Raw genomic sequence first — 14,098 nt, 5'->3', positions numbered from 1 at the left:
CTCACTTGAAACGGATGGTCGGGTTGATCACGGCGTACAGCACGTCCACGACCAGGTTGATGATGACGAATTCCAGCGAGAACAACAGCACTTCGGCCTGAATCACCGGATAGTCGCGCATCGATACCGCGTCCACCAGCAGGCGTCCGAGGCCTGGCCAATTGAACACCACCTCGACGACGATCGAGCCGCCCAGCAGAAAGCCGAATTGCAGGCCCATCATCGTGACGACCGGAATCAGCGCGTTGCGCAGACAGTGTTTGACGATCACGAGCCGCTCCGGCACGCCCTTGGCGCGCGCAGTGCGCACGAAGTCCTCGTGCATCACTTCCACGAAAGACGCCCGCGTGAAGCGCGCCATCACCGCCGCAACAGCCGCGCCCAACGTGAGGGACGGCAGCACGTAGCTCTGCCATGAACCATCGCCGACGATCGGCAGCCAGCCGAGCTTCACCGAGAAAATCTCCATCAGCAGCATGCCAAGCGCGAACGCGGGAAACGAAATGCCCGACACCGCGAGCGTCATGCCGAGCCGGTCGGGCCAGCGGTTGCGCCACACGGCCGAGACGATGCCGAGCGCCATGCCGATCACGACCGCCCACGTCATGCTCGCAATGGTCAGCCACAGCGTCGGCATGAAGCGCTCGGCGATTTCCTGGCTGACCGGCCGCTTGCTGCGCGTCGAGATGCCGAAGTCGCCATGCGCGATGCGCCAGAAGAAGTGGACGAACTGCTGCGGCATCGGCCGGTCGAGGCCGAGGTCGGCGCGCACCAGCGCCACGGTCGCCTCGTCCGCTTCGGGACCGGCGGCAAGCCGCGCCGGATCGCCCGGCAGCAGATGCACGAACAGAAACACCAGCACGGCGACGATGAACAGCGTCGGCAGCAGGCCAAAAAGACGTTTGACGAGGAAGTTCAGCATGTAACCCAATCCGGCAATGATGCGGGCAACGACGAATCGTTGCGGCGGTATCGCGACCGTGCGGTTCGGCGCGCTGCTGAAACAACTGCGACAGCAGAGGCGTCCGGGTTCGCACGGTCAGCGCATCAGCTCGTCACTTGATCGCGATCTCGTCGAAGTTGAACGAGCCGTCGGGCGCGACGTAAGCGCCCGACAGACGCTTGCTGCGCGCATACACGACCTTTTCCTTCACGAGGAAGATCCACGGCGCGTCGGCCCAGATGCGTTTCTGCGCGTCGGTGTAGAGCGCGGCCTTCTGCGCGCGGTCGGTCGTGAGCAGCGCCTTCGACAGGTCGCTGTCGACGGTGTCGTTCCTGTAGTACGCGGTGTTGACCATCTTCGGCGGGAACGACACCGACGCGAGCAGCGGGGTGACGGCCCAGTCCGCCTCGCCCGTCGACGACGACCAGCCCGAGTAATACATCCGCACCGGCGCGGTGGCCGGGTCTTGCGCGCTCTCCACCTTGGCGACGCGCTGGCCGGCTTCGAGCGCTTCGACCTGCGCCTTGATGCCGACCTGTGCGAGTTGCTGCTGCACGAACTGGATCACCTTCTGCGCGGTCGAGTAGTTATACCCGGACCACAGCGTGGTCTCGAAACCGTTCGGATAGCCTGCTTCCTTCAGCAGTGCGCGCGCCTTCGCGGGGTCGTACGGCCAGGGCCCGAGCTTCACCGCATAGTCGACGCCTTGCGGCACCACGCCGTCGGCGGGCGTCGCGTAGCCGGCGAAGGCGACCTTGCACAACGCTTCCTTGTTGACCGCGTAATTCAGCGCTTCCCGCACCTTCGGGTTGTCGAACGGCTTCTGGTTCATGTTCAGGCTGATGTAGCGCTGAATGATGGACGGCCCGGCGATCAGCTCGACCTTCGAACTCGACTGCAATTGAGCGGCCTGTTCGAACGGCACCTGGAACGCAAAGTCCGCTTCCCCGGTGCGCATCAGCGCGGCGCGCGTATTGTTGTCCACCACCGGCTTCCAGTCGATCGCGTCGATCTTCGGGTAGCCCTTCTTCCAGTAGCCGGCGAACTTCTTCACCGTCAGATCGCCGGCCGGGTCCCATTTCACCAGCTCGAACGGTCCGGTGCCGACCGGATGAAAGGCGATGTCCTTGCCGTACTTCTTCAGCGCTTCCGGCGAAATCATCACCGCCGACGGATGCGCGAGCACGTTGACGAAAGCCGAGAACGGCGCCTTGAGGGTCACCCGCACCGTGTACGGATCGACCACTTCGGTCTTCTCGATGCGGCTGAACATGTTGTAGCGCTTCAACTTGTTCGCCGGATCGGTCACGCGATCGAAGTTCGCTTTCACCGCGGCCGCGTTGAAGTCCGTGCCGTCCTGGAACTTCACGCCGTGCCGCAGCTTGAACGTGTAGACCGTGGCATCCGGGCTGGCTTCGTAGCTATCGGCCAGCACGTTGATCAACTTCATGTCTTTGTCGAAACCGAACAGACCTTGGTAGAACGACTTCGCGACGGCTTGCGACAGCGTGTCATTGGCGTCGTACGGATCGAGCGACGTGAAATTGGTTGCGACGGCCATCACGGCGGTCGTATCGGCGTGCGCCGCATTGCCCGCGAGCATCGCGAACACTACCGCGCCGCCGCTGACCAGCGCGCGCAAACGAAACGGAGAAGACGGGACCAGCAGGTTCATGAGGTTGGCTCCAGGCTGCGAGGTGAAACAGGTTGAGGTTGCGAGAGGACTCGCTTTGCTTTGCGTTGCGTTGCTTTGCGCTTCGGTGTTCTGCTTCTGTTGTTGCTTTGCTTGCGTCGCTTATTTGCGTCGCTTATCTGCTTCGGTCTTGGCCGTCGCGTCGTCGCCTCAATAAGCGCCGCCGACCCGATGCTGCGCGACGAAATGGTCCGCTCCGACCGCGACGAGCGGCGCGACGACCGGTTCGTCGTCGAGTGCGCGGATCGGGCTGGGGATGTCGTCGGCGGCGAGCATGCGCCTCGCGTGCCGGCGCGCCGGATCGGCCACCGGCACGGCGCCCATCAGCTTTCGCGTGTACGGGTGCTGCGGCGCTTCGAATACTGCGCGGCGCGGTCCGATCTCGACGATCTGGCCGAGATACATGACGGCGACGCGATGACTGACACGCTCGACCACCGCCATGTCGTGCGAAATGAACAGATAGGCGACACCGAGTTCGCGTTGCAGATCGAGCATCAGATTGACGATCTGCGCCTGCACCGACACGTCGAGCGCGGACACGGATTCGTCGGCGATCACCACTTTCGGATTCAATGCGAGCGCTCGGGCAATCGCGATGCGTTGCCACTGGCCGCCGGAGAATTCGTGCGGATAACGGCGCGCTGCCTCGGCCGGCAAGCCGACTTTTTCGAGCAGCCAGGCGACCCGCGCCTGGGCCTCTTCGCCTTGCGCGACGCCATGCACGAGCAGCGGCTCCATGATCGAGAAGCCGACCGTCAGACGCGGATTGAGCGACGCGAACGGGTCCTGGAAAATGAACTGAATATCGCGGCGCAATGCCTGCAACGCGGGCCCGGTCAGCGAACTGATTTCCTTGCCGCCAAATTCGATGGAACCGCTTTGACTTTCTACGAGACGCAGCAGCGAGCGCCCAGTGGTCGACTTGCCGCAACCCGATTCGCCGACCAGCGCGAGCGTTTCGCCGGGACGCAGATCGAAGCTGACTTTTTCGACCGCATGCACGCGGCCCGTGACCCTGCCGAACAGACCGCTGCGCACCGGAAAGCGCGTGACCAGATCGCGCACGCGCAGAATCGGCGGCGTGCTTTGCTCCACCAGCGGCTGCGTTTGCATCGCCACGGCGGCGGGGGGCCGCCCGGCTCGATCGCTGCCGCTCGATCCCGCTTGTTCGACGGTGAGAATCGGGAAGCGCGCGGGCCGATCGGTGCCCTGCATGGCGCCCAAACGCGGCACCGCCGCGAGCAACGCCCTCGTATAAGGATGCGAGGGCGCGGCGAACAGCGCGTCGGATGCGCCCTCTTCGACCTTCTCGCCGCGGTACATCACCAGCACGCGATCGGCCACTTCGGCGACCACGCCCATGTCGTGCGTGATGAAGATCACGCCCATGTTCATCTCGTCCTGCAGGCCGCGAATCAGTTGCAGAATCTGCGCCTGAATCGTCACATCCAGCGCGGTGGTGGGCTCGTCGGCGATCAGCAGCGCCGGCTTGCAGGACAACGCCATCGCGATCATCACGCGCTGGCGCATGCCGCCCGACAGTTGATGCGGAAAGCGCGCCGCCACGCGCCGAGCCTCAGGAATCCGAACCAATTCCAGTAAACGTCGCGTTTCCGCATGCGCGGCCTGGCGGCTCTTGCCCTGATGCAGTGCGATCGCTTCGCTGATCTGGTCACCCACCGTGAAGACCGGATTGAGCGAGGTCATCGGCTCCTGGAAGATCATCGCGATGTCAGCGCCGCGAATCGCGCGCATCGTGCCGGCCGACGCCTTCGCGAGATCGAGCACGCTGCCGTCGCGGCGCCGGAATGCGATGCTGCCGCCGGCCAGGCGCCCACCGCCGTGCTCGATCAGCCGCATCAACGCGAGCGACGTCACCGATTTGCCCGAGCCCGATTCGCCGACGATGGCCAGCGTCTCGCCCCGCTCGACCGTCAGCGACAGATTGCGCACCGCGTTAAAGGTCGAACCGCCGCGCCGGAACGCGACCGACAGGTCGTCGACCGCGAGCACGCATTGCGGCGGCAAGGTTTCGATAAGCGGACGGGCAGTGGGCGATGAGCTCGGCACGGTGGTTCCTTTGAATGTCGAACGCGGCTAACGCGGGTTCTGGCGCGGGTTCAGATACGGTTGCAAGCGGCGTTGCGGCGCACGCGCTAGCGATAAATCGCCGTCACCGGCGCTTCGCCCAGCCGCGCGAAACCGCGGTACATGCCTTCGGTATTGAATGGCAGCGTGACGTTGCCGCGCGCATCGACGGCGATCAGGCCGCCGCGTCCGTCGATCTTCGGCAGGCGGTTCATCACGACGTCGTGCGCCGCGTCTTGCAGCGACACGTTGCGGTACGCCATTTGTGCGGCGACATCGTAGGCGGCGACCATGCGCATGAACATCTCGCCGGAACCTGTGGTCGACACGGCGCAGGTCGCGTCGTCGGCGTAGCAGCCCGCGCCGATCAGCGGCGTGTCGCCGACGCGGCCGAGCTGCTTGTTGGTGACGCCGCCGGTCGAGGTCGCCGCCGCCACGTGACCGTTCAGATCGAGCGCGACCGCGCCGACGGTGCCGAACTTGCGGTTCGGATCGATCGGTTCGTGCGGCGCGGGTTCATCGTCGCTATTCGCCGACGATGTAGCGGCGAGCGACGCGCCGTCGTGATCGAGCATCGCGCGCTGCTGATCGCGCGCGAGCAGCCACTGACGATGACGCGCTTCGGTATCGAAGTAAGCCGGCTCGACCAATTCGAGCCCTTGCGCGGCCGCGAACGCCTCCGCGCCCGCGCCGGTGAACAGCACGTGCTCGCTGCGTTCGAGCACGCAGCGCGCCGCCAGAATCGGGTTGCGCACGCGCTTCACGCAGCAGATCGCGCCGGCTTCCAGCGTGCTGCCGTCCATGATGGCCGCGTCCAGTTCGTGCGTGCCGGCCGCCGTGTACACGGCGCCGCGTCCCGCATTGAAGAGCGGGCAGTCTTCGAGCAGACGCACGGCTTCGCAGACCGCGTCGAGCGCGCTGCCGCCGTCGGCCAGCACGCGCTGGCCGGTGCTCAATACCGCGTGCAAGGCCGCCTGGTATTCGGTCTCGGCGCTGGCCGACATCGACGCGCGCAGGATCGTCCCTGCCCCGCCATGAATGGCAATGACTGCGTTGGAGTTCATCGTTTAGCTTTGGTAGTGCGAGTGGTTCGGGGAGTGCCGCGCGTGACGCGCGGCGCGTCGCCGGCTGCATAGGCCGCGCCCGACTGCGGATCGACGAGCCACGGCAGCACGAATTCGCTGACGTCGGCGGCCGCCTTCACCGAGCGTTTGGCGCGATATGCGACCGCGTCGCACAACGCTTCGATCACCGCGAGCACGGCCGAATCGGCGTTCGACGCAAGGCGCCGGTCAGCGTGAATAAAGAGCGAGAGATCGGCGAACTGCGCGAGCGGCGAGCGCGGGCCATCGGTCAGCGCGAGCACGCGCGCGCCCTGGCTGGCTGCGCGGCGCGCGAGTTCGATCGTGTCTTCGACATAGCGCGGAAACGCGATGCCGATCACGAGATCGCCTTCGTTGGACGCGAACAGACGCCGCGCCGCATGCGACGGACCGCCGATCAGCGCCAGCGACTGCACGTTGTCGTGATACGGCATCAGGCCGTGTTCCATCAGGCCGGCGAGAAACGCGCTCGCGCCGTAGCCGAGTACGAACACACGGCGCGCCGCGATGATGGCTTGGACGGCGGCGTCGGCGGCGGCGCGGTCGATGGCCGTGCGCGTCGCGTGCAGGTTGTTGGCCGCTTGCTCGAGTGACGCGTCGATTAGATCGTCGCCGGCCGCGAGCGATTCCTGCGCGCTGCGCAAGCGCTCGACCGGCGCGAGCGTGGCCTCGAAGCCGCGCACCAGCGCCTCGCGAAACTGCGGATAGCCGTCGAAGCCGAGCGCGCGCGCAAAGCGATTGGCGGTCGCGACCGAGGCGCCGACCACGCTCGCCAGTTCATCGATGCGCATGGTCGCCGCGCGAAACAGATTAGCCAGCACGTAGTCGCCCATGCGCCGGTGGATCGGCGTGAGGGTCGGCATCGCGGCGGCGATGCGCGTGGCAATGGCCTGCTCGGCTGAACTGGATGCGACGGACGGATGATGGATCATGCGAGCGGATGGGCGCGGCGGTCGTAGTTGGAAGGCGTGAAATTATATTTACATGGAAAATCTTTAGAAAAAAATTCATTTTCATTTTCGAGGGTTTTCACTGATCCGCGGCGAACTGGATACACCCGCTTTGGATGCTCGCGAGCAGCGCAATGAAAATGCGTTTTCATGTCAGCAGGTCGCGGCATCGACGTCGGGGATGCACGCGAGCCGCGCGGCCGGCGACATGAAGATGATCAGCGCCTGCACCAGAAAGGCGGCCGCCGCGGCGACCAGGCACGCGTCGACGTTCCAGCGCGCACTCATCAGCGTGCCGAGCAGCGCGCCGACTGGGCGCGCGCCGTAGGTGGCGGTGCTGATTAACGCCGACACGCGGCCCATCATCCGCGCAGGCGTGATCGCCTGGCGCAGCGTCGTCGAGCCAACCACCCACAGAATCGGCCCGGCACCGAGCAGGAAGAAGCTCGCCGTCGCGAGCCAGAACGACGGCGCGACGAGCGTCGCCACCATCACGAGCGACGCCAGCAAACCGCACGACGGCCCGATTACCAGCACGCGGCCGAACGCGAGGCGCCGGGCGATGGCGGGCGCGGCCAACGCGCCGCACACCATGCCGCCACCGTAAGCGCCAAGCGTCACCCTGACCGCCGACGCGCTCAGCCCCAACCGATGCACCGCATACGGCACATACACCGCTTGCAGGATGAAGAAGCCGAGGTTGAAGAACACGGCGGTCGCGAGCATCGGCCGCAGCAGCGCGTCGTGCAGCACGAAGCGCGTACCGTCGCGCAGTTCCAGCATGAAGTGACGCGCGGGCGCTGCGGCGCGCGGCGGTTCGCGCAGTCCGGCCAGCAAGGAGACGGCCAGCGCCGATTGCGCCGCCGCGCAACCGTGGGCCCAGCCCGCGCCGATCCAGCCGACCAGCAGGCCTCCCAGCGCGGGCCCCGCCGAATAGGCGACGCTGCGCGCGAGCTCGAGCCGGCCGTTGGCGCTCGCATAGGCTTCGCGGGGCACGATCGACGGCACTAGCGAAGGCGCCGCGACGTTGTACGCCACGGTTCCAGTCGCCGCGATGAAGCCGAGCGCGGCGAGCAGCGGCAGACTCAGCGCATGCGTCGTCACGAGCAGCAGCACGCACAGCATCGCAAATGCGCGCATGCTTTCGGCGAGCGTCATCAGCAGGCGGCGCGAGCGGCGGTCGGCCCATACGCCGAGCGGTATCGACAGCAACAGGAACGGCAGCGTCTGCGCGGTTTGCAACAGCCCGGTGCCATGCGCATCGGCGCCGAGCGCGAACACTGCGACGAGCGGCGCGGCGGCAAGACTGATCTGCTCCGCCGATTGCGCCGCGAGGTTCGACCAGGCGAGCCGCTGGAACGCGGCAGGCAAACGAAGCGCGGACGATGGCGGGACATGCATGGGAGAACTCCTGCGGCGCGATTCGGAACACCATGGTCGTTCGTCCCCCGCTGCGCGGCGCTCCGGTTCTTGCGGTGTTATTCTTCGCTCGCCATGAATCTCGAAAGCATCCTCTTCACCCAAGGCTTCGGCTCACGCCGTCAATGCCGCGCGCTGATTGCCGACGCTCGGGTGAGCATCGGCGGCGTGGTCTGCACCGACGCCGACGCCGATTTCCCGACTTGCGACGACGGCCTTCACTTCAGCGTAGACGAGGTCGTGTGGCCGTATCGCGAGCATGCGTATGTGCTGCTGAACAAGCCCGCCGGGTACGAGTGTTCGCGCGAGCCGCAGCATCATCCGAGCGTGTTCAGCCTGTTGCCGCCGCAGTTCGCCGAGCGCGGCGTGCAATGCGTGGGCCGGCTCGACCAGGACACGACTGGCCTGCTGCTACTCTCCGACGACGGCAAGTTCGTGCACCAGTTCACGTCGCCAAAACGCAAGGTGCCGAAGCTGTACATCGCGACTACGCGTCACCCGCTCGACGACGCGCAACTGAGCGCGCTACGCGGCGGCGTGTTGCTGCACGGTGAGACGAAACCGGTTGCCGCGCTCGACGCCGAAGCACGCGATGCTCACACGCTTGCGCTCACCGTGATGGAAGGCAAGTATCACCAGGTCAAGCGGATGATCGCGGCGGCCGGCAACCGTTGCGATGCGCTGCATCGCGAGCGGATCGGCGGACTGGAGTTGCCGGCGACGCTCGCGCCCGGCACCTGGCAATGGCTCGACGCAACCGACCTCGGTTCTTTACGGAGGGGGTAAACCGCTAGCCGTGCGCAAGGTCTTGATTGAACAAAGAAAGCCCGCGCGCCTGCAGATGGATGGCGCAAACCGTGCTGGGAGCGCTGCAGCGCAGCATGGTGTTTCTTTCACCTCGCCCTATACTTGTCCACATAAATACCTACAAAAGCTGACAAGGAGGGGCGCCATGCTTATCGGCGACAATATCGCGAGCTCGCAAGTGATGATCGCGTTCACATGCCTCGGACTGTTGGTGGTCGGCGGCATGCTCATCGTCATGCGGCTGCGCCACAAGTACCATCCGAACCTGATCGGCGCTTTGATTGGCGGGATGCTGTGCTTCCTGCTGCTGGAATTCCTGCCGTCGCTGACCTGAGCCGGCGAGGAGCGGGAGCCGCGAGCCCGACGCACGCTGCAATTGCGCCGGGCAATGCTTGGCCCGGTGAGCGTTTGCCGGGCTTGGGTCGTGCGGGTGTGCGGTTCTTGCTGGATTGGCGCCTCGCTTTTGCGCGGCGTTTGTCGCGCATTTGCGCGCACTTGGCACAGCGCTTTCAGCACCGTCGCCCCGGCGCGCCGTCCGCCGACCTCTGCGCTTTTCGTCCTCGCTTTAGCCCTTCGCTTTTACGTCCTGGCTTCACGTCCTGACTTCAGCCCGTCGCTTGACAGCGTCGCGTCGCCTGGCCTTGCTACTTCGCGCCCGCCTCACGTAGAAAGTCCGCCACGCTCGGATAGCGCAACCGCACGCGCAACTCGTCCTTCAGACGCCGGTTCAAGAGGCGCCTCGATTCGCGCATGAACGACAGCAGGCTCGGATCGATCCGCTCCTCCGCTTCGGCGCGCGTGATGCGCGGCGCGCGCGGCAGGCCGAACGCATCGGCTACCGCATCGAAGTACTCGCCCATCTTCAGCGACGAGTCGTCGGATGCGTGAATCGCGCGCGCCGGCTTGCCGTGCGTCGCGAGGCGCACGAGAATCGCGGCCAGGTCGTCGGCATGAATGTGATTGGTGTAGACGTCGTCCGCGTCGATCAGCGCGGGCGTCCCCTTTTCGAGCCGCGCGAGCGGCAGACGGTTGCCCGCGTAGATGCCCGGAATCCGCGCGATGCTCGCCGCGACGCTGCCACGCGCGCTTGCGCGCCGCAACTGCCGCTCGGCCGACACCCGGCGTTTGGCGCGCGCGTTCGCGGGATGCGTTGCGCGCGTTTCGTCGATCCACGCGCCCCCGCAATCGCCATAGACCCCCGTCGTGCTCGCATACACGAGACGCACGGGCGCCCGCAAACCGGCAAACCGGCGCACCCCGTCGGGTACAATATCGGCTGTTTCAGAGAGCGCCCACGAGGCACGAACGGAGAGCGACGCGTGGCGCAAGCGCCCTGTCAGCGAGACTGCCGGCCTCACCGCCGCACGCGCGATGCGCCGCGCCACAGCGCGTCGCGCGCTCAGTGTCGCGAGCAACGCGCGGGTGCGGCGGTCCTCGTCGCCCGTTTTCTGCGGCGGGGCGAGATGCAGCACCGTAAGAGCCAGGCCCGTGAGCCGCTTCAGGCTGCTGCGCACGTCGAGATCGCCGACCAGCGGCGTCACGCCCAGCGCGCGCAATTCGGCGCTGCGTTCAGCATGACTGGTCAGTGCGAAAACATGCGCGCGCGGTTGCAGCAAAGGCACGCAGCGCATGCCGACATCGCCGCATCCTACGATCAACACGCGCGGCCGGCGGAAGTTTCGTGTCGCATTCATGGTGGACGCATTGTAGCCGTCAAGCGCGGCAGGTAGCGCGCGGTTGAGCGGCCGGTCCGATAACGATTCCCGACTTACTATTTCGAACACTCTATGGCATTTAACGTCAAGCTCCGGCAAAGCGGCCGGCAGTTTCAGGTGGAACCGGACGAACCTGTGCTGAGCGCGGCCTTGCGTCAGGGCATCGGCCTGCCGTATGGCTGCAAGAACGGCGCCTGCGGCTCGTGCAAGGGCACCATAGCGAGCGGCGAGATAGAACAGCGCGCGCATTCGTCGTCGGCGTTGTCGAACGACGAAAAGACGCGCGGCATGGCGCTGCTGTGCTGCGCGACCGCCTGCTCCGATCTGGAAGTGGACATCCGCGAAGTAGCCGGTGTCGGCGACGTGCAGGTCAAGAAGCTGCCGTGCCGCGTGAACGCGATCGAGCGCAAGGCCGACGACGTCATCGTCCTTAGGCTGCAACTGCCCGCCAACGAACGTCTGCAATACCTTGCCGGGCAGTACCTCGAATTCATCCTGAAGGACGGCAAGCGCCGCAGCTATTCGATGGCAAACGCGCCGCATACGGAAGGCCCGATCGAACTGCACATCCGTCACATGCCCGGCGGCGCCTTCACGGATCACGTGTTCAACACGATGAAAGAGCGCGACATCCTGCGCTTCGAAGCACCGCTCGGCACCTTCTTCCTGCGCGAAGACTCGGATAAGCCGATCGTGCTGCTCGCGTCGGGAACGGGCTTCGCGCCGCTCAAGGCGATCGTCGAGCACGCGGCGTTCAAGAACCTCGAGCGGCCGATGACGTTGTACTGGGGCGCGCGTCGAAAGAAGGATCTGTACTTGCTCGATCTGGCTGAACAATGGGCGGGCGAGATTCCCAACTTCAAGTTCGTGCCCGTGCTGTCCGAACCGGACCCGAGCGACGCGTGGACCGGCCGGGTCGGTTTCGTGCATCGCGCGGTGATCGAAGACCTGCCCGATCTGTCGGCGTACCAGGTGTACGCGTGCGGCGCGCCGGTGATGGTCGAATCGGCGCAACGCGATTTCACGCTGCATCACGGCCTGCCAGAAGAGGAGTTCTACGCGGACTCGTTCACGAGCGAGGCGGACCTGGCCAACGCGATTTGAGCAAACGAACGGTCTCGTCCCCATGTCGATGAGACCGTTTCCAGCACCAGCGGTCAGCACCAAGCGGGCGCGCCGAACTTCGCTTTCACGTGCCTCGGTGCAAATTCATGGTTTACACCGGCGCTTTGCCTGTCGTATTCTTTCGCGCATGAACCGTATCCGGTCCGAACTCCGACGTCGCCGCTCGCCGCTCCCCTAGGGGCGCCGCTGGCTTCGTCACGGATTCGCGCCATACAAAGGCGCAAGCTGTTCGAATCATGAAAGCCACGGCATGCCGTGGCTTTTCGTTTTTCCGGCCGCAGTTTGATCTTCGGCCTGCTCATCATCCCCTTTCACCTGCTTTCACCCTGTTGCCTGGAGCCCGCCGTCATGAATTTCAATGAGTATCCAATCGAGTCGCTGATGTACATCACGAACCGGCCCGACATCGTTTTCACGCATGGCAAGGGCTCCTGGCTCTACGACAATCAGGGCAAGCGCTATCTCGACTTCATCCAGGGCTGGGCGGTCAACAGTCTCGGCCATTGCAACGACGGCATGATCGAAGCGCTGAACCAGCAGGCGAAGCTGCTAATCAATCCGTCGCCGGCCTTCTACAACGAGCCGATGGCGCGACTCGCGGGTCTCCTCACGCAACACAGCTGCTTCGACAAGGTGTTTTTCGCCAACAGCGGCGCGGAAGCGAACGAAGGCGCGATCAAGCTCGCGCGCAAGTGGGGCAGAAAGTTCAAGGACGGCGCGTTCGAAATCATCACGTTCGATCACAGCTTCCACGGCCGTACACTCGCCACCATGTCGGCGAGCGGCAAGCCGGGCTGGGACACCATCTACGCGCCGCAAGTGGCGGGCTTCCCGAAGGCCGAGCTGAACGACATTGCATCGGTGGAAAAGCTCATCAATGCGAAGACGGTCGCCGTGATGCTCGAACCGATTCAGGGCGAAGGCGGCGTGATACCCGCATCGCGCGAATTCATGCAACAACTGCGCGAGCTGACGACCAGGCACAACCTGCTGCTGATCGTCGACGAAGTGCAAAGCGGCTGCGGCCGTGCGGGCACGCTGTTCGCCTATGAGCTGTCGGGCATCGAGCCGGACATCATGACGCTCGGCAAGGGCATCGGCGGCGGCGTGCCGCTCGCGGCGCTGTTGTCGAAGGCCGAGGTCGCGGTGTTCGAAGCCGGCGATCAGGGCGGCACCTACAACGGCAATCCGCTGATGACCGCGGTCGGCTATTCGGTGATCTCGCAACTGACCGCCCCGGGCTTTCTCGAAGGCGTCCGGGCGCGCGGCGAGTACCTGCGCGCGAAGCTGCTGGAGTTGTCGGCCGAGCGCGGCTTCCGCGGCGAACGCGGCGAAGGTCTGCTGCGTGCGTTGCTGCTCGACAAGGACACCGGCCCACAGATCGTCGAGAAGGCGCGCGACATGCAACCCGACGGCGTGCTGTTGAATGCGGCGCGTCCGAACCTGTTGCGCTTCATGCCGGCCCTGAACGTGACGAACGAAGAGATCGACCAGATGATGGCGATGCTGCGTTCGATCCTCGACACGCTGTAATCGAAGCGGAGCACGCTGATGACGACGCGCGCCACCCCGGCCATCCGCCGCTTCGACACACGCGATACCGATGCGGTGGTCGCGCTGTGGCAGCAAGCGTTTCCCGAGTACCGCGACCCGACGAGGCCGCAGCGCAATGCGCATCTGTCGATTACCAACAAGCTGGCGACGCAGCCGGAGCTGTTCTTTGTCGCGGTGCTCGACGAGCGCGTCGTCGGCACGGTGATGGGCGGCTACGACGGGCACCGTGGCTGGATGTACTCGCTCGCGGTACAGGAGTCGCTGCGTCGGCATGGCATCGGCGCGCGCCTCGTCGCACAGGTGGAACAGGCGTTGAGCGAGCGCGGCTGCCCGAAGCTGAATTTGCAGATATTGTCGGCGAAGGCCGGGTTGCGCGCGTTTTACGAGGCGCTCGGGTATCGCGCCGATCCGGTGGTCAGTCTTGGCAAGCGCCTTGGCGCATTGGCGGATTCGGCGCCGGCGGCCTGATCCGCGGCACGCCTGAATGGCAAAGGCCGCATGCGATCTCTCGCATGCGGCCTTTTTTCATCGGTACGGCTGCTTATTCACCCACTCATTCACCCACTCATTCGCCTAGATAAGCCGCGCGCACCTTAGGATCGTCCAGCATCTGCTTCGCGTCGCCGGACATCGTGACCAGACCCGAGTCCATCACATAGCCGCGGTTAGCCGCCTGCAATGCGAGGCGCGCGTTCTGC

Annotated in this window: 13 protein-coding genes and 1 pseudogene; 5 read left to right on the top strand and 9 right to left on the bottom strand. The window is 65.3% G+C overall.

Going from position 1 to position 14,098, the window contains the following annotated elements; all coding sequences use genetic code 11:
• Window position 1: 1 nt before the first annotated feature.
• From gsiC to ABQJ48_RS03430, 7 genes are all read right to left on the bottom strand, one after another.
• The gene (gene gsiC, locus ABQJ48_RS03460; protein ID WP_367836009.1) at window positions 2-922 is read right to left on the bottom strand and encodes a glutathione ABC transporter permease GsiC; all 921 of its coding nucleotides are present in this window, start codon (window positions 920-922) and stop codon (window positions 2-4) included.
• 133 nt (window positions 923-1,055) lie between these two features.
• Window positions 1,056-2,618: a glutathione ABC transporter substrate-binding protein GsiB gene (gene gsiB / locus ABQJ48_RS03455; protein ID WP_367836008.1), complete on the bottom strand. Its 1,563-nt coding sequence runs from the start codon at window positions 2,616-2,618 to the stop codon at window positions 1,056-1,058.
• 168 nt (window positions 2,619-2,786) lie between these two features.
• A complete protein-coding gene (locus tag ABQJ48_RS03450) occupies window positions 2,787-4,709 on the bottom strand; it encodes a dipeptide ABC transporter ATP-binding protein (RefSeq protein WP_367836007.1) in 1,923 nt (640 codons plus the stop codon).
• A gap of 86 nt (window positions 4,710-4,795) precedes the next feature.
• Window positions 4,796-5,791, bottom strand: a complete 996-nt coding sequence (locus ABQJ48_RS03445) for an isoaspartyl peptidase/L-asparaginase family protein (RefSeq protein ID WP_367836006.1) — start codon at window positions 5,789-5,791, stop codon at window positions 4,796-4,798.
• On the bottom strand, window positions 5,788-6,762 hold the full coding sequence (locus tag ABQJ48_RS03440) for a MurR/RpiR family transcriptional regulator (RefSeq protein ID WP_367836005.1): 975 nt from the start codon (window positions 6,760-6,762) through the stop codon (window positions 5,788-5,790). Before ABQJ48_RS03440 ends, ABQJ48_RS03445 begins: the two co-directional genes overlap by 4 nt.
• The gene (locus ABQJ48_RS03435; protein ID WP_367836004.1) at window positions 6,759-6,932 is read right to left on the bottom strand and encodes a hypothetical protein; all 174 of its coding nucleotides are present in this window, start codon (window positions 6,930-6,932) and stop codon (window positions 6,759-6,761) included. Before ABQJ48_RS03435 ends, ABQJ48_RS03440 begins: the two co-directional genes overlap by 4 nt.
• Window position 6,933: 1 nt before the next feature.
• Window positions 6,934-8,181, bottom strand: coding sequence for an MFS transporter (locus ABQJ48_RS03430; protein ID WP_367836003.1), 1,248 nt, complete (start codon window positions 8,179-8,181; stop codon window positions 6,934-6,936).
• 93 nt (window positions 8,182-8,274) lie between these two features.
• On the opposite strand from ABQJ48_RS03430, the gene ABQJ48_RS03425 reads away from it, so the two are divergent.
• Window positions 8,275-8,985: a pseudouridine synthase gene (locus tag ABQJ48_RS03425; protein WP_367836002.1), complete on the top strand. Its 711-nt coding sequence runs from the start codon at window positions 8,275-8,277 to the stop codon at window positions 8,983-8,985.
• A gap of 166 nt (window positions 8,986-9,151) precedes the next feature.
• Window positions 9,152-9,340: a hypothetical protein gene (locus ABQJ48_RS03420; RefSeq protein ID WP_367836000.1), complete on the top strand. Its 189-nt coding sequence runs from the start codon at window positions 9,152-9,154 to the stop codon at window positions 9,338-9,340.
• A 310-nt stretch (window positions 9,341-9,650) separates the two neighbouring features.
• On the opposite strand, the gene ABQJ48_RS03415 is transcribed toward ABQJ48_RS03420, so the two are convergent.
• Window positions 9,651-10,700, bottom strand: coding sequence for an NAD-dependent epimerase/dehydratase family protein (locus tag ABQJ48_RS03415; RefSeq protein WP_367835999.1), 1,050 nt, complete (start codon window positions 10,698-10,700; stop codon window positions 9,651-9,653).
• 93 nt (window positions 10,701-10,793) lie between these two features.
• On the opposite strand from ABQJ48_RS03415, the gene ABQJ48_RS03410 reads away from it, so the two are divergent.
• The 3 genes from ABQJ48_RS03410 to ABQJ48_RS03400 all read left to right on the top strand — a co-directional run bounded on the left by ABQJ48_RS03410 (window position 10,794) and on the right by ABQJ48_RS03400 (window position 13,868).
• Window positions 10,794-11,825, top strand: coding sequence for a CDP-6-deoxy-delta-3,4-glucoseen reductase (locus tag ABQJ48_RS03410; protein ID WP_367835997.1), 1,032 nt, complete (start codon window positions 10,794-10,796; stop codon window positions 11,823-11,825).
• 369 nt (window positions 11,826-12,194) lie between these two features.
• Complete coding sequence (locus ABQJ48_RS03405; RefSeq protein WP_367835996.1) at window positions 12,195-13,379, top strand: acetylornithine transaminase; 1,185 nt, start codon at window positions 12,195-12,197, stop codon at window positions 13,377-13,379.
• A gap of 18 nt (window positions 13,380-13,397) precedes the next feature.
• Window positions 13,398-13,868, top strand: a complete 471-nt coding sequence (locus tag ABQJ48_RS03400) for a GNAT family acetyltransferase (RefSeq protein ID WP_367835995.1) — start codon at window positions 13,398-13,400, stop codon at window positions 13,866-13,868.
• A 97-nt stretch (window positions 13,869-13,965) separates the two neighbouring features.
• On the opposite strand, the pseudogene ABQJ48_RS03395 reads toward ABQJ48_RS03400, so the two are convergent.
• A pseudogene (locus ABQJ48_RS03395) lies at window positions 13,966-14,098 on the bottom strand (ABC transporter ATP-binding protein); the annotation flags it as partial.

Origin of the sequence: Paraburkholderia suaedae (assembly GCF_040812055.1) — a bacterium.
In the GTDB taxonomy this organism is placed as follows: domain Bacteria; phylum Pseudomonadota; class Gammaproteobacteria; order Burkholderiales; family Burkholderiaceae; genus Paraburkholderia.
The sequence above is the reverse complement of the archived record's forward strand: the minus strand, read 5'-3'. Positions and strand labels throughout refer to the sequence as shown.